This window comes from Duganella sp. BJB476 (assembly GCF_003416895.1).
GTDB lineage: Bacteria > Pseudomonadota > Gammaproteobacteria > Burkholderiales > Burkholderiaceae_D > Rugamonas.
This window is the reverse complement of the sequence record NZ_QVIO01000002.1, coordinates 212,662-235,943: the sequence shown is the minus strand read 5'-3', so window position 1 is coordinate 235,943 and position 23,282 is coordinate 212,662. Positions and strand designations below refer to the sequence as shown.

Sequence of the window (23,282 nt, the reverse complement as noted above, 5' to 3'; positions counted from 1 at the left end):
TTACATTGGCTGTATTCCTAACCAAGTGAGCGAATCATGAAAAACCTGATGTCCCCTGTAGCAGTTGGCCCTTACACCTTCAACCACCGCGTGGTGCTGGCGCCGCTGACCCGCATGCGTGCCGAAGCCGGCGCAAAACCCGGCCCGCTGATGGCGCAATACTATGCGCAGCGTGCCTCGCAAGGCGGCCTGCTGATCGGCGAGGCCACCATCGCCGCTGAAAACGGCAACGGCTATCTCGGTGCCCCCGGCCTGTACGACGACAGCCAGATCGCCGGCTGGAAGCAGGTCACGGACGCCGTGCACGCCAAGGGCGGCAAGATCTTCCTCCAGCTTTATCACGCAGGCCGTCAGTCCAACAAGGACGTGCAGCCGGCCGGCAGCATTCCGGTCGGACCATCAGAAGTGCCGCACGGCGGCGTGGCCTACACCACCGAAGGCTGGGTGCCGAACACGCCCAATCGCGCCTTGACGATCGCTGAAATCGAAGGCCTGGTCGAGAGCTTCCGCCTGGCCGCCATCCGTGGCCGGGAAGCTGGCTTCGACGGCGTCGAGCTGCATGCCGCCAACGGCTACCTGTTCGACCAGTTCCTGCAAGATGGCAGCAACAAGCGCACCGACATCTACGGCGGCTCGTTTGAAAACCGCGCCCGCTTCCTGATCGACGCCACCAAGGCGGTGATCTCGGTATGGGGCAGCGACAAGGTGGCCGTGCGCATCGGCCCAAGCGGCAGCTGGGGAGATATGTCGGACACGGATCCAGAAGGCTTGTTCACCTACGTGGCGGAACAGCTGTCGACACTGAAGCTGGCTTACCTGCACCTGATCGAGCCCCGCATCGCCGGCAATATCGAGGACGAGACCCGCAGCCAGGCGCCGCTGGCCGCGCAGCTGATCCGCAAGCACTACGCCGGCACCATCATCGCCGCCGGTGGCTTCGACCGCCAATCGGCCGACGCCATCCTCGCCGCAGGCGACGCCGACCTGGTAGCCTTCGGCCGTCACTTCATCGCCAATCCGGATTTGCCGGAACGCTTCCGCAACGGCTGGCCGCTGAACGACTACGACCGTCCGAGCTTCTTCGGTGGCACCGAAGCAGGCTACATCGACTATCCGTTCTATCAGGGGCAGGCGCTGGCGGCCTGAGTTCCGGGCATGGTATAAAGACCTGTTCAAATTCTGGATGGGTGATTCATGTCGATCAAGGGTGCATTGGCGGCGTTGCTGTTGTGGAGTTGCGCGGCGCTGGCTGTTGCGGCGCAGGTGGCGGGTGTCGTGGTGCAGGCCAGCGGCCCGATGACGGCGCGATCGCCTTCAGGTGCGGTCAAGCCGCTCAAGGCGCAATCGGAAGTGGAGAGCGGCGACACGCTGTCCACCGCCGCCGGCGCCTGGGCCATGGTGCGCTTCATCGACAACAGCGAATTGACCCTGAAGCCCGGCACCACCGTCGTCGTCGACCAATTCACGTTCGACGGCGACAAGCCGGAAGGCGACCGTGCCGCCTTCATGCTGGTTAAAGGCGGGCTGCGTTCGCTAACCGGCATCCTCGGCAAGCGTAACAAGGACAGGTTCGCGATGAAGACGCCCAGCGCCACCATCGGCATACGCGGCACCACCTTCTTTCTCGAATACCTGACCGGCAAAGGCGATGCCGACCCTTCGCCAGGACTGGAGCCGGGCCTGCATGTACACGTCAGCGACGGCGGCATCTCCGTCGTCAACGAAGCAGGGCAGTTCCAGTATGACCCCGGCCAGTTCGGCTTCATCAAGAACAACAGCACCCGGCCTGTGAAAATGTTCGTCAATCCGGGCATGCAGTTCGCACCGCCGGCCTCGTTTGGCGAGGCCGACACGCTCAAGCCTTAAATGTCGGCGACCTGCACCACCACCTTGCCGCGCGCCGTGCCTTCGGCCAGCGCGGTGTGGGCGGCGGTGACGCTGGCCGCGTCCAGCGTGTAGACGCCGGCATCCAGCGCCACTTTCAATTTTCCGGCTGCGACCAGCGAGCCGGCTTCCTTCATGATCGCACCGTGATTGGCGCGGCCCTTGCCGGACAACAGCGGCAGCAGCGTGAACACGCCGGAATAGGTCGCGGCGCGGAACGACAGCGGCGCCAGCGCATGCGTGCCCCAGCCCAGGCAGCTCACCACATGGCCGCCGTACTGGCGCGCTGCGCGGAACGAGGCGTCCAGCGTGGCGCCCCCCACGGTGTCGTAGACCACGTCGAAACCTTCGCCGTCGGTGTACTGCTGGACGTATTGTTCGACGCTGGTGCTTCGATAGTCGATGAAGGTCGCGCCCATTTTTTCGATGGCCTCGCGCTGGTCGGCGCTGCCTGTGGCGTAGACCTGCGCACCGCGCGCCGCCGCCAGCTGCACCGCCATGTGGCCGACGCCGCCGGCGCCGCCGTGCACCAGCACTGTCATTCCCTCGCCGACGCGCGCTCGGTCGACCAGGCCTTCCCATGCCGTGATGAAGATCAGCGGCAGGGCGGCCGCTTCGCGCATCGTCAACTGCGGCGGCATGTGCGCCAGCAGCCGGGCATCCACCGCCGCGTACTGCGCCAGCGAGCCTTGCACCTTGCCTATGCCGCCCGTCATGCCGAAGACGCGGTCGCCGGCGGCAAAGCCCTGCACGTCGGCGCCGACGCTGTCGACCACGCCGGCGATGTCGATGCCCAGCACGGCGGGCAGCTGGATCTGGGCGTGGTCTGCCTTGCCGGCGGCGATCTTGGTGTCGAGCGGATTGACGCCGCTGGCGATCACGCGCACCAGCACCTGGCCAGCGGCGGGCACGGGGCGGGCGATCCGCTGGTCCGACAAGGGGGTATCAAAGGCGTTCAGTACGACGGCTTGCATGGTGTTCATGGTGCTGCTCCTTGGTGATGGGTTGATGGAGCTATTCTGCGGCCGGGCGACGGCGGGAAAAAGTGGGCCGCGCCGCATTCAGTATCCCGGAATCGTGGATAATCAGGCTAGAACAAGGAGAAAACGTGGACCGTCTGGATGCCCTCAAGGTTTTTTGCGCCGTCGTCGATGCCGGAGGCTTCAGCCGGGCGGCCGCCAAGCTGGGGATTTCGACATCGTCGGTGACCCACCAGATCGGCGTGCTGGAGACGCATTTCGGCGTCAAGCTGCTGAACCGCACCACGCGCAGCATGTCGCTGACCGACGAAGGCCGCCGCTGCGTCGAGCAGGCGCGCCGGCTGCTGGAGGAAATGGAGGAACTGGAAAGCAGCATGAACGACGCTCACCAGGCGCCGCGCGGCAGCCTGCGGGTCGACATGCCGGGCATCCTGGCGCGCCAGTTCGTGGCGCCGGCGCTGCCGGGCTTCCTGGCTGCGTATCCCGAGCTGAGTGTGCGCCTGACCGCCAACGACCGCCTGATCGACATGGTGGACGAGGGCGTGGACGTGATGCTCCGCATCGGCGAGCTGCCCGATTCCGGCCTGGTGGCGCGCAGCGTTTTCAAGAACCGCTACATCTGCTGCGCCTCGCCGGAGTTCATCGCGCGCCACGGCCGGCCGCAGCATCCCGATGACCTGAACGACATCCCCTGCCTGAACTTCGTCTATCCCAAGGCCCGCCAGCTGCGGCCGTGGACCTTCCAGCAGGACGGCCAGCCCTTCACCAGCACCCCGCGCGGCGCGGTGGCGATGGACCATGTGGAATCGCTGATCGAGATGGCGGTGAGCGGCGGGGGCGTGGTGCAGCATCTGTCGGTATCGCTGATCGAGCCGCTGCGCAGCGGCGCGCTGGTGCCGCTGCTGGCGCAATGGCAGGCGCCGGGGCCTGATGTATCGGTGCTGTATCCGCAGCGGCACCAGCGCGCCGCCCGTATCAAGGTGTTCGTCGACTTTGTCGACGCCTTGTTCAAGAACGCCGCAGCTTCCTGCCCGCCAGCGGGTTGATGGTGCTGGCGCATTCGCCGCAGAATCCGTACAGCGACAGCGAATGCTCGTGCAGCACGAAGTTGCGTTCGCGCGCGACGACTTCCTGGCGCTGTTCGATTTCGGCGTCGAGGAATTCTTCCATGCGGCCGCAGTTGGTGCAGATCAGGTGGTCGTGGTGGCCGCCTTCATTCAGCTCGAACACCGAGGCCACGCCTTCGAAGTGGCGGCGTATCAAAATGCGCGCATCGGCAAACTGCATCAGCACCCGGTAGACCGTGGCCAGGCCCATGTCGATATGCTCTTCATGCAGCAGGCGGTAGACGTCGTCGGCGTTCAGGTGTTTGCTTTTCGATTCCTGGAACAGCTGCAAAATGCGCAGGCGGGGCAGGGTGGCTTTCAGTCCGAGCTTGCGCAGCTCCTGGGGGATATCCATGTGGCTCCGTGATGATAATGATTCTTATTATCATGGTAACCGCATTTTATTTTATTGGCAATGTCCGTTCGCAAGCGCGCGTGGTCGCATCTGCAAGGTGGTTGGCGATGCAAGATATTCGGTAGTTAAATGCTATTTCTATTGGTGTTTAATTATCCAAATACGTGGTATTTCGATAGATTTTTTGGTGTTGTACTCTAATGCATCGACAGTTGCCACACGGCAGTATAAAGTGCTTACATCCGAATCAGTTCTTCGGAACGGCGCCCTAGCCAGGCGCCACGCGCCTTAGTTGCGACCTTCCCACCCTGTTGAGCATGACCGCCCGCGCTTGCGGACGGCGTCCGCGTCTTCGCGCGTCCTGAACACGGTGCACTTGGCAGAACGCCGTATGTAACGATAGACAGGAACCACGAATGACCGTTGATTTTTCACCGCTGGCCTTTACTTTGACGATGCTCGCTTGCGCTGCGGCGCAGGCCGACGATGGTGTCGCCGCGCCGCGCTGGACCTTTGGCGGCTACGGCACGCTGGGTTTTGTGCATAGTAACGACAGCCAGTCCGACTTCACCGCCAACGTCCTCAATCCCGGCAACGCCGGCGCCAGCCACGAATGGAGCGCCACGGTGGACAGCCGCGTGGGCATGCAACTGGGCGTGAACCTGGACAGCCGCTGGTCGGCGGTGCTGCAAGTGGTGTCCGAGCGCACGCTGCAAAGCGGTTATGCGCCGATGGTCGAATGGGCCAACGTCAAATACCAGGCCACGCCGGACCTGAGCCTGCGCGTGGGACGCATCGCGCTGCCGCTGTTCCTGGCCGGCGACTATCGCAAGGCCGGCTATGCCTTGCCGTGGGTGCGGCCGCCGGTCGAGGTGTACGGCGCCATCCCGATCAGCAATAGCGACGGCGTCGATACCAGCTATCGCTGGAGCGCGGCCGGCATCAACAACGTCACCCAGGTCTTCTTCGGCCACACCGATGTCACCGTCACGCCGCAGGCGCATGCCACGGCGCGCGCGATGACGGGCTTGTCCAATACCACCACCAGCGGCGCGCTGACCGTGCGCGCCAGCGCGATGAGCACCGAGTTGACGCTCAAGCTGGCGCGCGAACTGTTTGCCGGCTTGAGCCAGTTCGGGCCGCAGGGCGCGGCGCTGGTGGCGCGCTACGACGTCGACGCCAAACGGGCCGACGTGGTCTCGCTGGGCGCCAGCTACGATCCGGGCGCCTGGTTCCTGATGGGCGAAGTGGGGCGCATGAACGCCCGCTCCTACCTGGGCGACAAGACCGCCGCCTACATCAGCGGCGGCTATCGCTACGGCGACCTGACGCCGTATGTCTCTTACGCCGTCTCGCGCGCCAATATGCCGACCCGCATTGCAGGCCTGGACCTGGGTGGACTGCCGCCGCAACTGGCCGCCGCCGGCGCTCAATTGAACCTCGGCTTGAACCAGATGCTGGACACGATACCGCAGCAGCGCAGCATCACCGCCGGTGTCCGCTGGGACCTGCGCGCCAACTACGCGCTCAAGCTGCAATACGATCGCCTGACGCCGCAGCGCGGCTCGAACGGCACCTTCATCAATGTGCAGCCGGGCTTCCAGTCCGGCCACCCGATCGGCGTGATGAGCGCTTCGGTCGATTTTGTGTTCTGAAGGGGATGACATGTCTATCCTCCGCTTGATCTCCCTGGTGCTGCTGGTGCTGGCATGCACCGGCGCCGGCGCGGCCGAACTGGTTGTCATCGTCTCGGCCCGCAATCCCCTGGCGGCGCTGAGGCCCGACCAAGTGGCCGACATCTTCCTGGCGCAGACCGGCCGCTTCCCCGGCGGCGACGAAGCCATGGCGCTGGACCTGCCGCTCGGCAGCCCGCTGCGCGATGAGTTCTACAGCAAAGTGGCGGCCAAGTCGCCGGCGCTGATGAAGGCTTACTGGACCAAGATGGTGTTCACCGGCCGCGGCCAACCGCCGCGCGAGCTGGCCAACAGCATCGCCGTGCGCAAGATGGTGGCCGAGAATCCATCGTTGATCGGCTATATCGACCGCGCGTCGCTGGATGCCAGCGTCAAGGCCGTGCTGGTGACGCGATGACAGCGCGCACCCGTGCCGACACCTTGCGCAAGCGCTGGCTGCGGCGCGGGCTGGACACGCACTTCTCGCTGCCCCTGTTCGCGTTGCTGCTGCTGGTGGCGATCTGGGTGGTGACTTTTCACGAGGTCGACGCCGAGCGAGCGCACGCTCGCGAAGCCGCCACCGATTCGCTGCGCGAGTTGATGGGGACCTACGAGGCGCAGGTGGCGCGTAGCTTGGACGGCATCGACCAGACGCTGCGCGTGCTCAAATATGCGGTCGAACGCAAGGGCGCGCTGGGCGCGCTGCCGGAGCTGGGCCGCGAAGGCCTGCTGCCGCCGGGCGTGGTGTTCGCGGTCAGCATCGTCGACCGCAACGGCCTCACCGTCGACAGCAACCCCAAGGCGTTGCCGATTTCGGTGGCCGATCAAAACTACTTCAAATTCCACCAGGAGCGCGACAGCGGCGTCACCTTCGTCAGCCACGCCACGCGCGACGCCGCCAACACCGAATGGCATTTGCATTTCACGCGCCGGCTGGACGACGACATGGGCAACTTCGCCGGCATCGTCATCGTCGAAACCGATCCCGCCTACTTCACCAGCAGCTATGAGCGCAGCCGGCTCGGCGAGCACGGCATGCTGGGCCTGGTGGGCAGCGACGGCGTGGTGCGCTCGCTGCGCATCGGCGAAAAGCTGTCCTTCGGCCAGCACATGGAACAATCGGCGGAGCAGATCAGCACCGTGGACGGCGTGCGCCGCTACAGCGGCATGCGCGAGCTGCACGGCATCGCGCTGAACGTGGTGGTCGGCCTGTCGGAGCGCGAGCAGATGGCTGGCTTCGAACGCCAGCGCCGCGAGAAAACCTGGGCGGCGTCGGTCGCCAGCGTGGTGCTGGTACTGAGCACCGCCTTGCTGTGGTTGTGGTCCTGGCAGGGCGCGCGCAACCGCGCCCGCGTGCGCCGCGCGCAGGAGACCTATGCGGCGGCATCGGCGGCCAGCCTGGATGCCTTCTTCGTCCTGCGCGAAGTGCGCAACATCGGCGGCGAGATCATCGACTTCGTCTTCGTCGACGCCAACTCGCGGGCCGAGAAGATGACCGGTTACAGCAAGGAAAAACTGCGGCTGATGACGCTGTGCGGCCTGATGCCGCAAGCACGCAGCAACGGCATGTTCGACCACCTGGTGCACGTGACGCAGGTGGGCGGCGTGCATGAACAGGAATGGGAGAGCAATATCCCGCAACTGCGGGCGCGCTGGCTGCATCAGCAGGTGGTGCCGGTGGAAGGCGGGCTGGTGGCCATCGTGCGCGACATCAGCGAACGCAAACTGGCCGAGGAGCGCATGCTGCACCTGGCGCATCACGATACGCTGACCGGGCTGCCGAACCGCAGCCTGATCGCCAGCCGGCTTGACCTGACCATCGCCCAGGCCAGCCGCAACGGCGGCTCGGTGCTGGTGGCCTTCATCGATCTTGACGGCTTCAAGCTGGTCAACGACGGACTGGGACACAACGCCGGCGACGAGCTGTTGAAAGTGGTGGCCGCGCGCATGAGCGCCTGCCTGCGCGCGGGCGATACGGTCGGGCGTTTCGGCGGCGACGAATTCGTGCTGGTGCTGAACGAGCCGCGTCACAGCGAGCTCGCCGCGCCGGTGCTGGAACGGGTGCGCGAGGCGGTGCTCAAGTCGATCACGCTGAGCGGACAGGAAGTCCAGGTCAGTTGCAGCATCGGCGTGGCGGTCTACCCCAGCGATGGCGCCGACGCCGAAACGCTGCTGATGCACGCCGACGCCGCCATGTACCGCGCCAAGGACCTGGGCAAGAACAACTGCCAGTTCTACACCCGTGAAATGAACGCCTGCATCGAAGAGAAGCTGGTGCTGCTGGAAGGCTTGCGCGGCGCGCTGGACGACGGCCAGTTCCGCCTGGTGTACCAGCCCAAGGTGGACCTGCATACGGGCCGCATCTTCGGCGTGGAGGCGCTGGTGCGCTGGGAGCATCCGGAGCAGGGCTGCATCGGGCCGGACCGCTTCATCCCGCTGGCCGAGGAAAGCGGCATGATCATCGCGTTGGGCGAGTGGGTGTTGCAGACCGCCTGCCGCCAGAACCGCGCCTGGCAGGACGCCGGCCTGCCGCCGCTGCGGGTCGCCGTCAACGTCTCGCCGCGCCAGTTCGAGGAGCAGGGCCTGGTGCAGCGGGTGGCGCTGGCGCTGGCCGACAGCGGCCTGGCCGCAGAATGGCTGGAGCTGGAAGTGACCGAAGGCGTCATCATGCGCGACTTGCAGCAGGCCGTGGACAAGATGGCGGAGGTGCGGGCGATGGGCGTGTCGCTGGCGATCGACGATTTCGGTACCGGCTACTCAAGCTTGTCGGCGCTGAAGTCGTTCCCGATCAGCACCCTGAAAATTGACAAATCGTTTGTTCGCGACCTGGGCGTGAGCGAGGGCGACGAAGCCATCGCCAGCTCCATCATCGACCTGGCGCACCGCCTGCACCTGCGCGTGATCGCCGAGGGCGTGGAGACCGAGCAGCAGCAAGCCTTCCTGCGCCGGAACGGCTGCGACGAGATGCAGGGCTATCTGTTCAGCCGTCCGCTACCGCCGGAGCAGTTGCGACAACTGTTGCTGAACCATGCTCCAGCGCGACACGTGGCCGCGCTGGAGACTACAGCGGCTTGATCACGTAGACGCAGCGCCGCGCGCCGTTGAGCATGTGCTCGACGCGGCCCACCGAACACTCGGGGCCCAGCACACGCTGGAACACCTCCAGCTCCGAGCGGCAGAACTTCTGGCACTGGCGCGCGGCCGCGCAGATCGGACAGTGGTTCTCGATCAGCAGCATGCTGCCGTCGTCGTGGGTTTCGACTTCGGCCATATAGCCCTCGGCGCTGCGCGCCTGCACCAGCGCTTCCACCCGTTGCGGCAATGTGCTCGATGCTTGCAGATGCTGGCGATACTGCTGCTCGCTGGCCGCCTCGCGCGCGCCGATCAGCTTATCGAGGCCGGCTTCGCCGAACAGGCCGCGTACCTGGTCGATCAGTTGCAGCGTCAGGTCGGCGTGGCGGTCGGGGAAGCGCGCGTGGCCGGCCTCGGTCAGCAGCCAGCGGCGCGACGGACGGCCCGGCTTGTCGGCCACTTCTTCATACGTCACCATGCCTTTTTCCTGCCACGATTCGAGTTGCTTGCGCGCGCCCATCGAGGTCAGATTGAGCAGGCCGCCCAGTTGCTGCGCGGTTTGCGGGCCGCGCGTCTTCAGCAGGAACAGCGTGTGTTCGGAGGTGTTCATGGCAGCGCGCCTTCCAGCTTGTCGCGGTCATTGCGCGCCATGCTGGCGTGCCAGGTTTGCATGCGCCAGGCCGACCACGCCGTCAGCGCGGCGCCCAGCACCAGGATCAGGCGCGTGTCGATCAGCGTCAGCACCGCGCCGATCAAGGCCATGATGATATTGGCCAGGCAGAAGGTGGTGGAGATCAGGCCCATGACGGCGCCTTGTCCGTGCGCGCCGAAGCGCTCGGCGCACCAGTTGGGGACGATGGCGTTGTAGATCGAATGCGGTATGCCGTACAGGATGATGGCGGCGATGCCGATCCACGCGTTACTGGCCGCGAGCAGTGCGATCAGCGAGGCCGTGACCAGCGCGAAGCGGCGCGCCCGCAGCAGCGGCTCGCCCTTGAACGGACGGCCGGCGAACATGGTGGTGGTGGTCATCACCGCGCACATGGCGGCGGTGGTCCAGGCGATGCCGCGCGCGCCGAAGCCGGGCACTTCGACCAGCCACAATGGATAGAATTCGTAGAACGCGGTCACGCCGCAGGTGTAGGCCAGCGTGACGATGAACAGGTTGCGCAGGTCCGGTTCGCGCAGCAGGTTGAGCGAGTGGCGGTCGCGCGCCACCTGCCACCACGAGGTGGTCGCCAGCGACGGCGTCTCTTGCGGCAGCACCACGGCCACCAGCAGCGCCACCAGCAGCAGCGCCGCCACGGCGATCCAGAACGGCACCGTGATGCCCCACACCAGCGTCATGCCGGCCAGCAGCGGCCCGGCCAGCCAGCCCATGTAGAAGGCGCCGTTCAGCCACGACAGGGCTTTGCGGCGCAGGTCGCCGTCGAGGCGGTCGGCCAGCATGGCGCGCGCCACGGAGCCGTTACCTTCGAGCAGGCCGGTGACGAAGCGGGCGACGATGAACAGCGGGTAGGATTCCAGCAGCAGCGCGCAGGCGGTGGCGGCGTGGCCGATGGCGGCGCCGACGGCGGTGATCAGCAGCACCGGGCGGCGGCCGTAGCGGTCGGACATCGGCCCCAGCAGCGCGGAGCCGATCAGCAGGCCGAGAGGATTGATGGTCAGCGCCAGGCCGAACAGCAGCTTGGGCGGCAGGCCCAGGAATTGGTTCAAGCCGTTGCTGACGCCGGCGGCGAACAGCGGCGGCAGGATGGGATAGGGCAGCGATGCGCCTATCGTCGAGAGCAGGGCCAGCAGGCAGGCGGCGCCTATCAGCAGAGGTGTTTTCATCAGCGGCAGTCAAAGGTAGCGAGTACCGACACTGTAAGCGGCCTCTACTAATAAGTAAACAAAAATGTTTATAAACTTATTGCCGTTGCTCGACCATTGTGCGGATCTTGACGGCCTTCTCGAAGTGATCGAGTTCGTGGGTGCGTATCCACCATTCGGCCGCTTCCATCAGCAGCGCCGGGTCGTCGTTCTTGTTGGCGAAGAAGGCGTAGAAGGACAGGCCGACGGTCTCGCCCTTTTGCGCGATCTTGTCGTTACAGACGCGGATGATTTTTTCTCTCAGTTGATCTCTCATGCCCTGGCTTTGTTTTGCTTGAAGTGCGCTTCAAGTTCGTTGAACGACGGCCGCTCGGTGGCGGAAATGACCTTGCGGCCGAATTCTACCGCCAACACCGGCGAATAGCCGTTCATGCTGGCGATCAGCGTGACCTTGATGCATTGGTACATCTTGGACGACTCGTTCAATTTGCGTTGCAGCAGCGCGGCCAGCGGGCCGACCACGCCATACGACAGCAGGATGCCGAGGAAGGTGCCGACCAGCGCGGCGGCGATCAGCTTGCCCAGTTCCGCCGGCGGCAGTCCGACCGACCCCATGGTATGCACCACGCCCATCACGGCGGCGATGATGCCGAATGCCGGCATGCCATCCGCCAGTTTGGTGATGGCGTGGATCGGCAGGTCGCCGTCCTGGTGATGGGTTTCGATTTCGTTGTCCATCAGGTTCTCGATCTGGAACGGATCCATATTCCCGGAGACCATCAGGCGCAGATAGTCGGTGATGAATTCCACCAGGTGATGGTCGCCGAGGATGTTGGGGAACTTGGCGAACAGCGCGCTTTGATGCGGGGCGTCGATGTCCGCCTCCAGCGCCATCAAGCCTTCCTTGCGTACCTTGGCGAGAATCTCGTACAGCAGCGACATCAGCTCCAGGTACAGCTCGCGCGTGTATTTGGATGTGTGGAACAGCGTCGGCAGCGCCTTGAGCGTGGCCTTGATGGACTTCCTGTCATTGGCGATGACGAAGGCGCCTAGTGCGCCGCCGCCGATCATCAGCAGTTCGTAGGGCTGGTACAGCGCGGCCAGGTGGCCGTCATCCAGCGCGAAACCTCCGAAGACCGCGCCCAGCACGATCAGGAATCCAAGTATCACCAGCATCGCCACTCCTCGCATGAAAAACAGTTGCTTACTATACAGCGTTGCTCCATGAAAATATACGTGGATTGTCACTGTCACGGCGGCGGGCCGCGCATGTATGATGGCGGCATTGCATCTACCGTGAAACACGATGAAGAATTGGTTTGCCAGCCAGCGCGGCGCGTACTTTTTTCTGCTGCTCGGCATCGGCCTGATGCTGGTGTTCGTGGCGCTGGAGCGCAACTTCCCCAATGCCGATCAGCTGGAAGCGGCGAGCGGCCGTGTGGCCTCGTCGCAGGCGGCACAGGGCGGCCTGTATTTCACGCTGGACGGCGAGCAGCGCCAGTTCGTGTTGTTCGACAAAGGCGACTCGGACCAGCGCCTGCGCGCGGCGATCCGTGACGCCGAGGCCTATCCGATCAAGGTGCGCTTTCATCCGGGGCAGGTCAGCAGTCCGAGTTTTTTGCCGGGCCGATTCTACGCGGTCTATGGCGTGACGGTCGGCGGCAAGGAGGTCTCCAGCCTGGCCACGGTGCGGGGCAGCTACCGCCGCGACAACCTGATCGCGCTGGCGATGGGCGTGCTGTTCGCGGCCTACGGCGGGACCCGCGTCTGGAACTTCAGGAGCGTGGCTGTAGACGCGCCAGCAGTTCGACATCGCCGGCCACGATAAAGGGCAGGTTGGCGGTGATATGTTCGACCGGCCAGTCCCACCAAGCGATCGCCTGCAAGCGCGCCGCCACTTCGGGCGCAAAGCGCTCCTTTATTTGCCTGGCTGGATTGCCGCCGACTACCGCGTATGGTGCGACGTCGCTCGTCACCACCGAGCGCGATGAGATGATGGCGCCATCGCCGATGGTCACGCCGGGCATGATCAGCACGTCGTAGCCTATCCACACATCGTTGCCAATCACCGTGTCGCCCTTGTACGGCAGCTCGCCCGGCGCCGGCATCACTTGCTCCCAGCCGTTGCCGAAGATCTGGAACGGGTAGGTCGAGATGCCGGACAGCTTGTGGTTGGCGCCGTTCATGATGAACTTGACGCCGCGCGCCAGCGCGCAGAATTTGCCGATCACCAGTTTGTCGCCGATGAAGGGGAAGTGATACAGCACGTTGCGCTCGAAGTTTTCCGAGTCGTCGGGATCGTCGTAGTAGGTGTAGTCGCCGATGACGATGTTCGGATTGTCGACCGTGTTCTTGATGTAGCAGATTTGCGGGAAGCCTGCCATTGGATGCGGGTTATTGGGGGATGGTCCGTTCATTCACTCTCCTGAGATATTGAGAAAACTCTTTACGCAGGACATCAATATTTTTTCCATATGAGACTTCCAGTGCTTGGGAAAATTCAGCTCCGGATAGCAGCAGCTGCGTCAGCTTTTCGAAGTGTTCAGGTTGAGAGTCGTGCATGTAATGTACAAACGATGCACCAATTCTGTATATAAGCCAGTTTGCGACCCCATTCTTTGTAACGGCATCAGCGGGATTTTTACTTGCGAACCAAAAATCAACATTTCCAGACAAGTAGGCTTCTTTTTCCGCAATGCTCATTAATTCCGAAACAGCTTTTTCTTTGGTGTAGTCCGGGCCACCGTCTGCGACAAAAACAGCGATTCCTTCTCTGAACCAAATAGGAATATTCTTAATATGTGCTTCTTCTCCAAGATGCGTATTGAAAAGATAGTGCGTGAGCTCATGCGTAGTTAGCTCGACGAGAGATTCTTCACCACGGTCGAAAGCGCCTGGAGATAAAAATAATTTCCCCCAATACACAGCACCTCTGACGTTTTTTGATAAGAATACATATTCATTGAACGAGTCCTGAGACGCGCAAACATAAGTTTCTATCGGCTTTACAAAGCGTGAATTCAGAGTGACTTCCACCTTGCGCTGACTGGCATCCAGGATTTCCTTCAATGAAAGTGCATTTCCCTTCGCGTTTTTTTCGTATCTTATCCGCGGATCTTCCGCCAGCGTTATAAAGTTGTCTGTCGACTTGTACTTGGCTATTAATGCCTTTAAAAATAGAGGCTTATTTAAAAAAATGCCAATGGCAAGCAAGAATATGACGGAGCCTATTGGAATTATAAATTTCCAACGATTTGATTTAATCATTACGACACGTCGCGTTGGCGGCGGAAGGCCAGCCAGCCGGCGATCACCGTGAAGCTGGCGACGATCACCACCACCAGCCAGAAGCCTTCCGGGTCCTGCGCCAGCGGGATGCCGCCGACGTTCATGCCCAGCAGGCCGGCGATGATGTTGATCGGCAGGGCCAGCACCGTGACGATGGTCAGCACGAACAGGCTGTGGTTATTGCCTTCGTTGACCAGCGCCGCAATCTCCTCCTGTATCAGCTTGATGCGCTCCTGCAGCGAGGCCATGTCCGCCAGCACCATCGAGAATTCCTCGGTCGACTCGCGCAGTTCCTGGGCATCGAGTTCGGCCACCCAGGCCGGCGGCCGTTGCAGCAACCGGAACAGCGCCGCCGGTTCCGGCGCCAGCAGGCGCTGCAAGCGCACCAGCACGCGTCGCAGCGCGCCCAGGCTGGCGCGCTTGGTCTTCAGTTTACCGGCCAGCAGATTGTCCTCGATCTCGTCGACGGTGCTGATGGCGTTGCGGACGATCTTGATCAGCGCGTCGGCCTGGTCGCGCAGCAGGTGGATCAACAGCTCCACCGACGAGCGTATCGGCTCGCCGTTGCGCACCGCGTTGCGCAAGCCGTCGACCGCCTTCAACGGCTTGCGCCGCGCGCTGATGACGATCTGCTGGTCGACGCTCAGCCACAGCGTCGAGATGTCGGACGGCTCGAACGAAAAATCGTGCAGCACATCGTTGACCACGGCGATCAGCGTGTTGTCGGCCATCTCGATGCGGGTCGAGCGCGGGCCTTCGTGCAGGCTTTCGTAGAATTCCTCCGGCAGCGCGGTGTGCTCGTGCAGCCATTTTTCGCTGGCGGTGTTGGCCAGGTTGTAGTGCAGCCAGATGAATTCCTGCGGATGCTGTTCGCGCGCGGCCAGCCAGCGGCAGGCGGCGTCGGCGTCCAGCGGCAGGCCCTTGCTGTCCGGGGCGCGGCCGAACAGGTAGCCGCAGACCAGACCCGATGAGTCGGAACCGTAGGACAGTGGCGCATTCTGCATTCAAATTCTCCGTGATGGTCGCGGGCATCAGGATAGCAAATTACGCTAAGATGAGGTGATATATCCTCGGTGGGAGAGAGCATGCAGCAACCGGATCTGCCGCCGCGACTGCGGCGCTTTGTCGATGGCATGGACGCGCTGCTGGCGCGCGGTGCGGCCGAAGCCGACATCGTCGCGCACGGCGGCACGCTGCTGCGCGCCTTGCTGGCGCACGACGACTGGCTGCCCGACGCGCTGGCGCAGCCGCATCCGCAGTTCTACCGACAGTACCTGCTGTATCTCGATCCCGCGTCGCGTTATTCGGTGGCCAGCTTTGTATGGGGACCGGGCCAGCGCACGCCGCTGCACGATCACACGGTGTGGGGACTGGTCGGCATATTGCGCGGCGCGGAAGTGGCGCAGCCATGGCGCTACCACGACAGCGGGGCGCTGGTGGTGGACGGCGAGCCCTTGCTGTTGCGGGCGGGAGAGGTGAGTGCGGTGTCGCCCACCTTGGGCGACATCCATGAAGTGCGCAACGCTTATGACGACCGGGTATCGGTCGGCGTGCATGTGTATGGCGCGGATATCGGCGCCGTCGACCGCTTTGTGTACGCGCCCGACGGCAGCCGCAAGCCGTTCCGCTCCGGCTACGCGAATCGATGAGCTGAAGGTCAGACCAGCAGCGCGTTGTTCATCTCGATGGCGTCGATCTTGGCTTCGGCCAGCATGGCTTCCAGTTTCTGCTCGTCGATGAACAGGTCGATGGCCGAATCGGAGTGCGGCGGCAGGTCGCGCTGGGCTTCCTGCAACGGCGACTTCACCGGCGTCAGGTGGTTGGCCAGCAGCAGGGTGTCGAGCAGCGTGTCCGGCGGGATTGACATGAAGCTGTCGCGCAGGCCTTCGATGGCTTCGGCCACCGGCTCCGGGATGCACAGCTTGCGCATCACTTCGCGGGTGATGATTTCCTCGCTGGCCGAGTGCCAGTTCTCGGGGTCTTCCTCCAGCAGGCCGGGGAATTCGTCGGCGCGCGACAGCAGGTAGAAGCCGCCCACTTCGTGCACGATGGCGGCGAACAGCGCGGTGTCCGGATTGACGCCGGTGACCTGGCGCGCGATGATGCGCGACAGTGCCGCCACGGCGATGGTGTGGTCCCACAGCTTTTCCGCCTTGTAGCGCAGGTCGGGGTCGGCGATCTTGGCGCCGAACTGGCGCACCACCATGGCGGCGGCCAGCGCGAACAGGTTCTGGTAGCCGATGCGCATGATGGCGCCGCGCACGTTGGTGATCACCGGCGCACCGGAGCGGTTGAACATCGCGGAATTGGCGATGGCCACGGTGCGCGCGGCGAGGATAGGCTCCGCCAGCACCAGGCTGATGGCCTTGTCGACCGGGCATTCCGGATCGTCGAGCGCAAGTTGAACGCGGAGTGCCGCATTGACACTGGTCGGGAAGACCAGTTCACCACGGATGGCCAACGCCGCGATATGGCCGAATGCTTCTAGTTTATTCATGATCAAAATTATACGCATGCGCGGCCCCAATCTCAACGCCATCGTGGCTTGAGGATGGCTTCTTGGTGCTGGAGGAGGCGTCGATGCGACAGTATGGCCGGCGTGGAGCGGCAGGGGAGCCGTGCGCGGCGCCGTTGCAGGCGCCGCGCACGGGGTAAAGCTGAAATCAGTTTCAGGCGTTGGCGAACTGCGGACGGCGGGTGGCGCTGTCGCGATTGTAGCGGCTGACCGACAGGTCGTCCGACAGGATGGCCGGGCGGCGGGCCGAGATCAGGTCGGACAACAGCTGAGCCGAGCCGCAGGACATGGTCCAGCCCAGCGTGCCGTGGCCGGTGTTGATGAACAGGTTGCGCAGGCCGGTGCGGCCGACCACCGGCGTGCCGTCCGGCGTCATCGGACGCAGGCCGGTCCAGAACGTGGCCGAGGCGGTGTCGCCGGCGCCGGGGAACAGGTCGTTGACCACCATCTCCAGCGTTTCGCGGCGGCGCGGGTTCAGCGCCAGGTTGAAGCCGGCGAGCTCTGCCATACCGCCGACGCGGATGCGGTCGTCGAAGCGGGTCACGGCGATCTTGTAGGTTTCGTCCAGGATGGTCGAGACCGGCGCGGAGGCGGCGTTCACGATCGGCACGGTGATCGAATAGCCCTTCATCGGATAGACCGGAATCTTGACCAGGTCCTTCAGCAGCGTGGTCGAGTAGGCGCCCAGCGCGACCACGTAGGAGTCGGCCGTCACCAGCTCGGCGCCGCACTGCACGCCTTTGATTTCTTCGCCGGCCGTGACCAGGCCGGTGATGTCGACGCCGTAGCGGAACTTCACGCCCAGCTGTTCGGCCATCGCGGTCAGGCGGGTGGTGAACAGTTGGCAGTCGCCGGTTTCATCGTTGGGCAGGCGCAGGCCGCCGACCAGCTTGTTCTGGTCCAGGCCGGGTTCGGCGGCGACCAGTTGTTCGCGGCTCAGCAGCTCGTAGGGTACGCCGGTTTCCTGCAATACCTGGATATCCTTGGCGGCGTCGTCCAGCTGTTTCTGGGTGCGGAACAGCTGGGTCGTACCTTGCTGACGGCCTTCGTATTCGATGCCGGTGGCGGCGCGCAGGGCTTTGAAGCAGTCGCGGCTGTATTCGGCCAGGCGCACCATGCGTTCCTTGTTGACGGCGTAGCGCTCGGCATTGCAGTTCTGCAGCATCTGCCACATCCATTGCAGCTGGAACAGCGTGCCGTCCGGGGTGATCGACAGCGGGGCGTGGCGTTGCAGCATCCACTTCATCGCCTTGAGCGGGATGCCGGGCGCGGCCCACGGGGAGGCGTAGCCGGGGGAGATCTGGCCGGCGTTGGCGAAGCTGGTTTCCAGCGCGGGACCGGGCTGACGGTCGAGCACGGTCACGTCGTGGCCGGCTTGCGCCAGATAGTAGGCGCTGGTGACGCCGATAACACCGCTACCCAAGATCACAACCCGCATTTCAGTCTCCCGATTATTTAGCTATACCAGATATTCCGCTATAGTATGCTTGTATCACTAGTATTTGTTACTGTATAACTTCACATATTCAGTGGATTTTCATGCGAATTCAAAAAGAATCGGTCCGTAGCCTCGACAAACTGGACAGAAAGATATTGCGCATCCTGCAGGAGGATGGGCGGATCTCGATGAAGGACTTGAGCGAGCAGGTCGGCCTGTCGATCACGCCGGCCATCGAGCGGGTCAAGCGCATGGAGCGGGACGGGGTGATCACCGGCTACCACGCACGCATCGATCCGCCGGCGCTGGGGGCGAAGTTGCTGGTGTTCGTGGAGATCACGCTGAACCAGAAGTCGGGGCCGGTGTTCGAGCAATTCCGGCGCGAGGTGCTGCGCATACCGGAGGTGCAGGAGTGCCATCTGGTGTCGGGCGATTTCGATTACCTGATCAAGGCGCGCATTCATGAAATGGCCGAGTACCGCAAGCTGCTGGGCGACATGCTGCTCAGCTTGCCTGGCGCGGCGCAGTCGAAGAGTTATGTCGTGATGGAGGAGATCAAGGAGACGTTGATCTTGTCGACCGAGGTGGTGCCGGGTTGAGCCGGATCAAAGTGTGGTGCTTGCGTGGCGCGGGCAGAGGCGCACAATGTGGAGATGAACGGTACATTCGACACCCTCAGTTATACCCTGCGCCTGGAAGTGGCTGGCGTACCCCCGGAGCAAGCCGAGGCGCACGCGGCTGCGCTCAGCGCGGTGCTGCGTACGCAGTCGATCAAAGAGCAAAACGATCGTATTCACGACGCCTTCCTGCAGTTGACGAACGACTTGAAGGTCTGGACCCTGGCGCTCAGTATTTCGCAGGCTGCCATTATGGTCGCCGCGCTGGCCTACTTCCGTACCTAGCCGTTCGCCAGCTAACGCAGTGATCGCGCCGCTTCAGTTAAAATGCAATAACAGCATTATTTAACGAAGCGGAGCAAGTGTGAACAATCAGCACGGTACTCCCGGCGATACCCATGTGGTCAGCGTGCGCTCGCTGGACGAGCACATGTCCACCGACCAGAGTTTCAGTTCGGCCTACGCGCGCGCCGTGGGCGCCATCGCGGGCAACGAGGGCAGCCTGACGCTGGCGCAGTTCGCCGCCGTCACCGACATCGCCGGCGACGGCAAATCCTCCGCCGTCTTCACCGCACTGGTATTGAACGCCATCGAATCGGGCGTCGACGTCGACTGGGCGTTCAATGCCCTGAGCCGCAGCAGCGCCGGCATCGACCAGGCCGCCCGCGAAAACGCCCTCAGCATGACCATCCCGCTGCTGGCGCTGCACGGCGCCGACGCCCGCGTACTGGCGCAGCGCCTGGCCAAAGCCTTGTCGGCCCGGCTCTCGCCCGAAGACCTGAACCGCCTGCCACAGGCCGAAGAACGCGGCATCCTCGCCAACCTGGGCGAACAGGCGCGCCGGCTGGTGCGCGGCCGCTCGCTGGCCGACGCCGTGGCCGATTTCGGCCGCCATGCTGGGCAGCCGGTGCTGGTCGAACATGCGCGCAATTTCCAATCCGGCGACATCGATCATGGTCAACTGCGGGAGCTGGTGGGCAGCACCACCGCCGCCATCGCGCAGGACATCAGCGTCTACCTGGAGCAGGCGCGCATGCTGTCGGTGGGCGAGGCGATGGCCGCCACGCTGGTCAGCGCCGCCAACGACCTGAAAAACCAGGTGCTGCAACGCCTGACGCTGGTGGACCAGCGTATCGCCTACGAACGCCGCCTGCTGCTGGAGGAAATCGACGACGCCGTGCACGATGCCGGCAACGCCATCGAACTGGCGATCACCGACCGCCTCAACACCGATCAGTGGAAAGACGAGGACGTGTGGGCCAGCATGGGACGCCAGCAGTTCGGCCAGGAGATGGAGCGGCGGCTGGACCGCATCGTGCGCCGCAAGGAGCAGTCGCTGCACCTGTTGCAGGAAGACTTGCGGCTGTTCCAGCAGGCGATGCGGTTGAATCAATCGTCGGTGTTCCAGCGTCAGCACCACTCGACGCTGGCCAAGCTGATGCCGCGGCTGCGGGTTGGCACGCGCATCGTCAACAGCGTCGACACGGCGGCCAATGTCACCTTGATGAGCGGGGCGGTGGTGGCGGCCGGCACCGGCACGGCGGCTTATCTGATCGGCGCGGCGGTGGTGTTGCCGGTGGTGGCGCCGGCGGCGCCGTTTGTCGGCGGCGCGGTGCTGCTGGCGGGCGCGTTCAAATGGTTCACCGACGGCGGCAAACGCAAACGCACCGAAATCCGCGACAAGCGCGCCGCCTTCGAGGCGGAACTGCGCAAGCAGTTGCAAGCGGCTGAGCTGAGCTTCAACACCCAGCTGGACCTGGTGGCCCAGGGCTTCCACGACTCCGCGCTGCAACTGCTGACGCCTTTGCTGCTCGAGGCCGAAGCGGCCGGCCGCGTGCCCGGCATGCGCCAGCGCATTGCCGACCGCGTGATCACCCAGGCCCAGACGGCGATCCGCCAGCTCGACGCCGAACTGCGCAAATAATCAGAGGTTGCGGGCGATGATGGCGTCGGCGGCGGTGGCGGCTTGCTGCAGCGGCTGCGCCAGCGTCTGCGTGCTGTAGACCGGCGTTTGCGGCATCGCCGCGCCCAGCACCGGACCGTCGGTCTTGCTGATGTCCACCGTCACCGTGGTCGACAAACCGATGCGCAGCGGATGTTCGGCCAGTTCCTTCGGATCCAGCGCGATGCGCACCGGCAGCCGCTGCACCACCTTGATCCAGTTGCCGCTGGCGTTCTGCGCCGGCAGCAGCGAGAACGCGCTGCCCGTGCCGGCCGACAGTCCCACCACCTTGCCGTGGAATTCCACTTTGCCGCCATACATATCGGCTTCGATCTTCGCGCTCTGGCCGACGCGGATATTGCGCAATTCCGATTCCTTGAAGTTGGCGTCCACCCACAGCTGGTCGAGCGGCACGATCGCCATCAGCGAGGTGCCCGGCGCGGCGCGCGCGCCGATCTGCACGCTGCGCTTGGCCACATAGCCCGACACCGGCGCGACGATGGTGTTACGGCGCGCCGCCAGCCAGGCCTGCACGTAGTCCGCCTTGGCCGCCTGCACCGCCGGATGCTGGGCCACCGAAACGCCGGCCACGCCGGCCTGCGCGGCCTCGGCCTGCCGGCTCGCCACGGCGATCGCGGCACGCGCGTTGTCGACCGCCTGGCGCGCGTGGTCGACTTCTTCTCCCGATACCGTGTGATCGGCCGCCAGCGGCTTGCGGCGCGCCAGGTCGTCTTCGGCGGTTTTCAGTTGCAGCTTGCGCAGCGCGACGGTGGCGTCGTACTGGGCGACGTCGGCGTAGCGCTGGCGTTGCTGGCGCACGGCGGCGCCGAGGCGGGCGTCGGCCTGGCTCAGCGCGATGTCGGCATCGGCCGTATCGAGTTTGATCAGTGTGGCGCCGGCTTGCACCATCTGCGTTTCGTCGGCGCGGATTTCGGTGACGTTGCCGGTCACCTGCGACGACAGGTTGACCAGGTTGCCGCCCACGTAGGCGTTGTCGGTTTCCTGCTCCTTCGACAGCACGGCCTTGTAGTAGACCGCGTAGGCCACGCCGGCGGCGATGAACAGCAGCGTGATCGCGGCCAGCACGGTCTTGCGCTTGTTGTCGTTGGGTTTGGTGATGTCAGTGCTCATGATAGGGTTCCCGTTTTATTTGGAGGCGGTGGCGGTGGGCGCTTCTTCGCGATAGCCGCCACCCAGCGCGTTCGTCAAAGCCACTTCGGCCAGTCGCTGGACTTGTTGCAGATAGAGGTCGGCGTCCTGCTGCTTGAACAGCGCCAGTTGCGCGGACAGCACGCTGGCGCGGTCGGCGAGGCCGCGCTCCAGCCGCGCCTGCGCCGACGCCATCTGCGCGCGCGCCGAAGCGGTGGCGGCCGACTGCTGTACGATCTGCTGCTCGATGCCTTGCAGCTGCACGCCGTCCTGCGCGACGTCGCGCACTGCGGCTATCACTGCCTGGTTGTATTCGGCGATGCGTTCGTTGCGGCCGGTGCGGGCGCTGTCCAGTTGCGCGTCGAGGCGGCGGCTGTCGAACAGCGGCAGCGTCAGCGTCGGCCCGATGTAGAGCGTGCGGCTGGCCGTTTGCAGCAGGTTCTCCAGCTTGACCGTGTCCAGGCCGATGGAGCCGGTCAGGTTCACGTCGGGATAGAACGCCGCCTTGGCCGCGTCGATCTTGCTGAGCGAGGCTTCCAGCTTCCAGCGCGCCGCCTGCAGGTCCGGGCGCCGCGCCAGCAGTTCCATGCCGAGACGGGCGGGCAGGGCGTGCGCCGCGTTGCCCGGCGCCTGCGGCCTGAGGTCGGCCAGCGCGCCGCCGTCGGCGCCGATCAGGGCGCGCAGGGCTTCGCGTTCGCGGCCGATGTCGGCGTTGAGTTGCGCCTGTTGCTTGCGGATCAGGCTCAGCTCCGATTCGGCGGTGCGCTGCTCGTCGCCGACGGCCAGGCCGCCGGCGATGCGCTTGGCCTTGTCCTGCACCAGCGCCGTTTGCGCGGCCGCCAGTTGTTCGGTGTTGGCCAGGCGTGCCCACGCGCCTTGCAAACGGAAGTAGCTTTGCGCGATGGCGGCGGCCAGCGCGCGCTCCGCTTCGGCGTAGGCGGCGCGGCCGGCGTTCAGCTCACCGACGGCGGCAGCGACCTGCGCGCGGTTCTTGCCCCACCAGTCGAAGTTGTAGCGGGCGTCGAGGCGCAGCGTCTCGGCGCTGAACCAGGCGCCGCCGATCGGCGCCGGGAACAGGCCGGTGCCGGAGTAGCGCTGGCGGTTGGCGCCGGCGTAGCCGTCGACATCCAGCCCCAGGTCGGCCGCGCTGCGCGACAGCGCCGAACGCGCGCTGCCGATCTGCGCCGCCGCCACTTCCAGCGTCGGGCCGGCGGCCAGCGCCTGTTTGATCAGCGCATTCAGTTGTTCGTCATGGTAGGCGGTCCACCATTGCGCGTCCGGCCAGCCTTCCTTGGCCAGCTTGATGCTGGACGAGAGCTCCGCGTTGGCGACGTCGCGCCGGGCCAGCGGATGCAGGTCCGGCGTGATGTGGGCGCAGCCGGCCAGCGCCAGGGCCGCAGCCAGTAGCACAGCAGTTTTTTTCACTTGAGGTTCCAATCGTTTCATCATCA

At 64.4% G+C, this 23,282-nt stretch carries 24 protein-coding genes; 11 read left to right on the top strand and 13 right to left on the bottom strand.

All coding sequences use genetic code 11. From position 1 onward, the window contains the following. Positions 1 to 36: 36 nt before the first annotated feature. A complete protein-coding gene (locus D0T21_RS10535) occupies positions 37 to 1,146 on the top strand; it encodes an alkene reductase (RefSeq protein ID WP_116989884.1) in 1,110 nt (369 codons plus the stop codon). 48 nt (positions 1,147 to 1,194) lie between these two features. Continuing rightward, positions 1,195 to 1,866 (top strand): FecR domain-containing protein, encoded by a 672-nt coding sequence (locus D0T21_RS10530; protein ID WP_116989885.1) that lies wholly within the window; start codon positions 1,195 to 1,197, stop codon positions 1,864 to 1,866. Here D0T21_RS10530 and D0T21_RS10525 read toward each other — a convergent pair. Further along, positions 1,863 to 2,867: a zinc-dependent alcohol dehydrogenase family protein gene (locus D0T21_RS10525; RefSeq protein WP_116989886.1), complete on the bottom strand. Its 1,005-nt coding sequence runs from the start codon at positions 2,865 to 2,867 to the stop codon at positions 1,863 to 1,865. The genes D0T21_RS10530 and D0T21_RS10525 overlap by 4 nt on opposite strands. Positions 2,868 to 2,992: 125 nt before the next feature. Here D0T21_RS10525 and D0T21_RS10520 point away from each other — a divergent pair, with 125 nt between their 5' ends. Beyond that, the gene (locus tag D0T21_RS10520; protein ID WP_116989887.1) at positions 2,993 to 3,910 is read left to right on the top strand and encodes a LysR family transcriptional regulator; all 918 of its coding nucleotides are present in this window, start codon (positions 2,993 to 2,995) and stop codon (positions 3,908 to 3,910) included. Here the strand turns inward: D0T21_RS10520 and fur are convergent. After that, a complete protein-coding gene (fur, locus tag D0T21_RS10515) occupies positions 3,873 to 4,325 on the bottom strand; it encodes a ferric iron uptake transcriptional regulator (protein WP_116989888.1) in 453 nt (150 codons plus the stop codon). The two genes, D0T21_RS10520 and fur, sit on opposite strands and share 38 nt — an antisense overlap. 416 nt (positions 4,326 to 4,741) lie before the next feature. Between fur and D0T21_RS10510 the strand changes: the two genes are divergently transcribed. Genes D0T21_RS10510 through D0T21_RS10500 form a run of 3 tightly spaced genes read left to right on the top strand, consistent with a single transcriptional unit; the run spans position 4,742 to position 9,073 of the window. After that, a complete protein-coding gene (locus D0T21_RS10510; RefSeq protein WP_116989889.1) occupies positions 4,742 to 5,980 on the top strand; it encodes a porin in 1,239 nt (412 codons plus the stop codon). A 10-nt stretch (positions 5,981 to 5,990) separates the two neighbouring features. Next, positions 5,991 to 6,416, top strand: a complete 426-nt coding sequence (locus D0T21_RS10505) for a phosphate ABC transporter substrate-binding protein (RefSeq protein WP_116989890.1) — start codon at positions 5,991 to 5,993, stop codon at positions 6,414 to 6,416. Then, positions 6,413 to 9,073: an EAL domain-containing protein gene (locus D0T21_RS10500; protein ID WP_116989891.1), complete on the top strand. Its 2,661-nt coding sequence runs from the start codon at positions 6,413 to 6,415 to the stop codon at positions 9,071 to 9,073. The genes D0T21_RS10505 and D0T21_RS10500 overlap by 4 nt, the downstream gene beginning before the upstream one ends. On the opposite strand, the gene D0T21_RS10495 is transcribed toward D0T21_RS10500, so the two are convergent. From D0T21_RS10495 to motA, 4 genes are all read right to left on the bottom strand, one after another. After that, positions 9,060 to 9,680, bottom strand: a complete 621-nt coding sequence (locus tag D0T21_RS10495; RefSeq protein WP_116989892.1) for a metalloregulator ArsR/SmtB family transcription factor — start codon at positions 9,678 to 9,680, stop codon at positions 9,060 to 9,062. The two genes, D0T21_RS10500 and D0T21_RS10495, sit on opposite strands and share 14 nt — an antisense overlap. Continuing rightward, positions 9,677 to 10,903 (bottom strand): MFS transporter, encoded by a 1,227-nt coding sequence (locus D0T21_RS10490; RefSeq protein WP_116989893.1) that lies wholly within the window; start codon positions 10,901 to 10,903, stop codon positions 9,677 to 9,679. Before D0T21_RS10490 ends, D0T21_RS10495 begins: the two co-directional genes overlap by 4 nt. Positions 10,904 to 10,979: 76 nt before the next feature. Then, on the bottom strand, positions 10,980 to 11,198 hold the full coding sequence (locus D0T21_RS10485) for a DUF6500 family protein (RefSeq protein ID WP_116989894.1): 219 nt from the start codon (positions 11,196 to 11,198) through the stop codon (positions 10,980 to 10,982). Then, positions 11,195 to 12,058, bottom strand: a complete 864-nt coding sequence (motA, locus tag D0T21_RS10480; RefSeq protein WP_116989895.1) for a flagellar motor stator protein MotA — start codon at positions 12,056 to 12,058, stop codon at positions 11,195 to 11,197. The genes D0T21_RS10485 and motA overlap by 4 nt, the downstream gene beginning before the upstream one ends. A 130-nt stretch (positions 12,059 to 12,188) precedes the next feature. On the opposite strand from motA, the gene D0T21_RS10475 reads away from it, so the two are divergent. Beyond that, positions 12,189 to 12,710 (top strand): hypothetical protein, encoded by a 522-nt coding sequence (locus tag D0T21_RS10475; protein WP_116989896.1) that lies wholly within the window; start codon positions 12,189 to 12,191, stop codon positions 12,708 to 12,710. Here the strand turns inward: D0T21_RS10475 and D0T21_RS10470 are convergent. Genes D0T21_RS10470 through D0T21_RS10465 form a run of 3 tightly spaced genes read right to left on the bottom strand, consistent with a single transcriptional unit; the run spans position 12,658 to position 15,174 of the window. Next, positions 12,658 to 13,299, bottom strand: a complete 642-nt coding sequence (locus D0T21_RS10470) for a Vat family streptogramin A O-acetyltransferase (RefSeq protein ID WP_116989897.1) — start codon at positions 13,297 to 13,299, stop codon at positions 12,658 to 12,660. The two genes, D0T21_RS10475 and D0T21_RS10470, sit on opposite strands and share 53 nt — an antisense overlap. Then, positions 13,277 to 14,149, bottom strand: coding sequence for a hypothetical protein (locus tag D0T21_RS31675; protein ID WP_147328087.1), 873 nt, complete (start codon positions 14,147 to 14,149; stop codon positions 13,277 to 13,279). Before D0T21_RS31675 ends, D0T21_RS10470 begins: the two co-directional genes overlap by 23 nt. Beyond that, positions 14,149 to 15,174: a transporter gene (locus tag D0T21_RS10465; RefSeq protein ID WP_116989898.1), complete on the bottom strand. Its 1,026-nt coding sequence runs from the start codon at positions 15,172 to 15,174 to the stop codon at positions 14,149 to 14,151. The genes D0T21_RS31675 and D0T21_RS10465 overlap by 1 nt, the downstream gene beginning before the upstream one ends. A gap of 81 nt (positions 15,175 to 15,255) precedes the next feature. Here D0T21_RS10465 and D0T21_RS10460 point away from each other — a divergent pair, with 81 nt between their 5' ends. After that, positions 15,256 to 15,819 carry a cysteine dioxygenase gene (locus D0T21_RS10460; RefSeq protein ID WP_199538455.1) on the top strand — a complete coding sequence of 188 codons (564 nt, stop codon included), beginning with the start codon at positions 15,256 to 15,258 and terminating at the stop codon, positions 15,817 to 15,819. Positions 15,820 to 15,827: 8 nt separating this feature from the next. On the opposite strand, the gene D0T21_RS10455 is transcribed toward D0T21_RS10460, so the two are convergent. Both D0T21_RS10455 and D0T21_RS10450 read right to left on the bottom strand, forming a co-directional pair. Then, positions 15,828 to 16,667: an HDOD domain-containing protein gene (locus tag D0T21_RS10455; protein ID WP_116990065.1), complete on the bottom strand. Its 840-nt coding sequence runs from the start codon at positions 16,665 to 16,667 to the stop codon at positions 15,828 to 15,830. A 172-nt stretch (positions 16,668 to 16,839) separates the two neighbouring features. Beyond that, positions 16,840 to 18,123: a D-amino acid dehydrogenase gene (locus D0T21_RS10450; RefSeq protein WP_116989900.1), complete on the bottom strand. Its 1,284-nt coding sequence runs from the start codon at positions 18,121 to 18,123 to the stop codon at positions 16,840 to 16,842. 101 nt (positions 18,124 to 18,224) lie between these two features. Here D0T21_RS10450 and D0T21_RS10445 point away from each other — a divergent pair, with 101 nt between their 5' ends. The 3 genes from D0T21_RS10445 to D0T21_RS10435 all read left to right on the top strand — a co-directional run bounded on the left by D0T21_RS10445 (position 18,225) and on the right by D0T21_RS10435 (position 20,664). Then, on the top strand, positions 18,225 to 18,722 hold the full coding sequence (locus D0T21_RS10445; protein ID WP_026335331.1) for an Lrp/AsnC ligand binding domain-containing protein: 498 nt from the start codon (positions 18,225 to 18,227) through the stop codon (positions 18,720 to 18,722). Positions 18,723 to 18,776: 54 nt separating this feature from the next. After that, positions 18,777 to 19,025: a hypothetical protein gene (locus tag D0T21_RS10440; protein ID WP_116989901.1), complete on the top strand. Its 249-nt coding sequence runs from the start codon at positions 18,777 to 18,779 to the stop codon at positions 19,023 to 19,025. Positions 19,026 to 19,104: 79 nt separating this feature from the next. Further along, positions 19,105 to 20,664: a hypothetical protein gene (locus tag D0T21_RS10435; protein WP_229211434.1), complete on the top strand. Its 1,560-nt coding sequence runs from the start codon at positions 19,105 to 19,107 to the stop codon at positions 20,662 to 20,664. Here D0T21_RS10435 and D0T21_RS10430 read toward each other — a convergent pair whose 3' ends face one another. Further along, positions 20,665 to 21,813, bottom strand: coding sequence for an efflux RND transporter periplasmic adaptor subunit (locus tag D0T21_RS10430; RefSeq protein ID WP_116989903.1), 1,149 nt, complete (start codon positions 21,811 to 21,813; stop codon positions 20,665 to 20,667). A gap of 15 nt (positions 21,814 to 21,828) precedes the next feature. Next, positions 21,829 to 23,256 (bottom strand): efflux transporter outer membrane subunit, encoded by a 1,428-nt coding sequence (locus tag D0T21_RS10425; protein WP_116990066.1) that lies wholly within the window; start codon positions 23,254 to 23,256, stop codon positions 21,829 to 21,831. Positions 23,257 to 23,282: the final 26 nt, after the last annotated feature.

Bases quoted from the DNA above. Each gene is read 5' to 3' on its own strand.
- D0T21_RS10535 (WP_116989884.1), top strand. From the start codon at position 37: ATGAAAAACCTGATGTCCCCTGTAGCAGTTGGCCCTTACACCTTCAAC.
- D0T21_RS10530 (WP_116989885.1), top strand. From the start codon at position 1,195: ATGTCGATCAAGGGTGCATTGGCGGCGTTGCTGTTGTGGAGTTGCGCG.
- D0T21_RS10525 (WP_116989886.1), bottom strand. From the start codon at position 2,867: ATGAACACCATGCAAGCCGTCGTACTGAACGCCTTTGATACCCCCTTG.
- fur (WP_116989888.1), bottom strand. From the start codon at position 4,325: ATGGATATCCCCCAGGAGCTGCGCAAGCTCGGACTGAAAGCCACCCTG.
- D0T21_RS10510 (WP_116989889.1), top strand. From the start codon at position 4,742: ATGACCGTTGATTTTTCACCGCTGGCCTTTACTTTGACGATGCTCGCT.
- D0T21_RS10505 (WP_116989890.1), top strand. From the start codon at position 5,991: ATGTCTATCCTCCGCTTGATCTCCCTGGTGCTGCTGGTGCTGGCATGC.
- D0T21_RS10500 (WP_116989891.1), top strand. From the start codon at position 6,413: ATGACAGCGCGCACCCGTGCCGACACCTTGCGCAAGCGCTGGCTGCGG.
- D0T21_RS10495 (WP_116989892.1), bottom strand. From the start codon at position 9,680: ATGAACACCTCCGAACACACGCTGTTCCTGCTGAAGACGCGCGGCCCG.
- D0T21_RS10490 (WP_116989893.1), bottom strand. From the start codon at position 10,903: ATGAAAACACCTCTGCTGATAGGCGCCGCCTGCCTGCTGGCCCTGCTC.
- D0T21_RS10485 (WP_116989894.1), bottom strand. From the start codon at position 11,198: ATGAGAGATCAACTGAGAGAAAAAATCATCCGCGTCTGTAACGACAAG.
- motA (WP_116989895.1), bottom strand. From the start codon at position 12,058: ATGCTGGTGATACTTGGATTCCTGATCGTGCTGGGCGCGGTCTTCGGA.
- D0T21_RS10475 (WP_116989896.1), top strand. From the start codon at position 12,189: ATGAAGAATTGGTTTGCCAGCCAGCGCGGCGCGTACTTTTTTCTGCTG.
- D0T21_RS10470 (WP_116989897.1), bottom strand. From the start codon at position 13,299: ATGAACGGACCATCCCCCAATAACCCGCATCCAATGGCAGGCTTCCCG.
- D0T21_RS31675 (WP_147328087.1), bottom strand. From the start codon at position 14,149: ATGATTAAATCAAATCGTTGGAAATTTATAATTCCAATAGGCTCCGTC.
- D0T21_RS10465 (WP_116989898.1), bottom strand. From the start codon at position 15,174: ATGCAGAATGCGCCACTGTCCTACGGTTCCGACTCATCGGGTCTGGTC.
- D0T21_RS10460 (WP_199538455.1), top strand. From the start codon at position 15,256: ATGCAGCAACCGGATCTGCCGCCGCGACTGCGGCGCTTTGTCGATGGC.
- D0T21_RS10455 (WP_116990065.1), bottom strand. From the start codon at position 16,667: ATGAATAAACTAGAAGCATTCGGCCATATCGCGGCGTTGGCCATCCGT.
- D0T21_RS10450 (WP_116989900.1), bottom strand. From the start codon at position 18,123: ATGCGGGTTGTGATCTTGGGTAGCGGTGTTATCGGCGTCACCAGCGCC.
- D0T21_RS10445 (WP_026335331.1), top strand. From the start codon at position 18,225: ATGCGAATTCAAAAAGAATCGGTCCGTAGCCTCGACAAACTGGACAGA.
- D0T21_RS10440 (WP_116989901.1), top strand. From the start codon at position 18,777: ATGAACGGTACATTCGACACCCTCAGTTATACCCTGCGCCTGGAAGTG.
- D0T21_RS10430 (WP_116989903.1), bottom strand. From the start codon at position 21,813: ATGAGCACTGACATCACCAAACCCAACGACAACAAGCGCAAGACCGTG.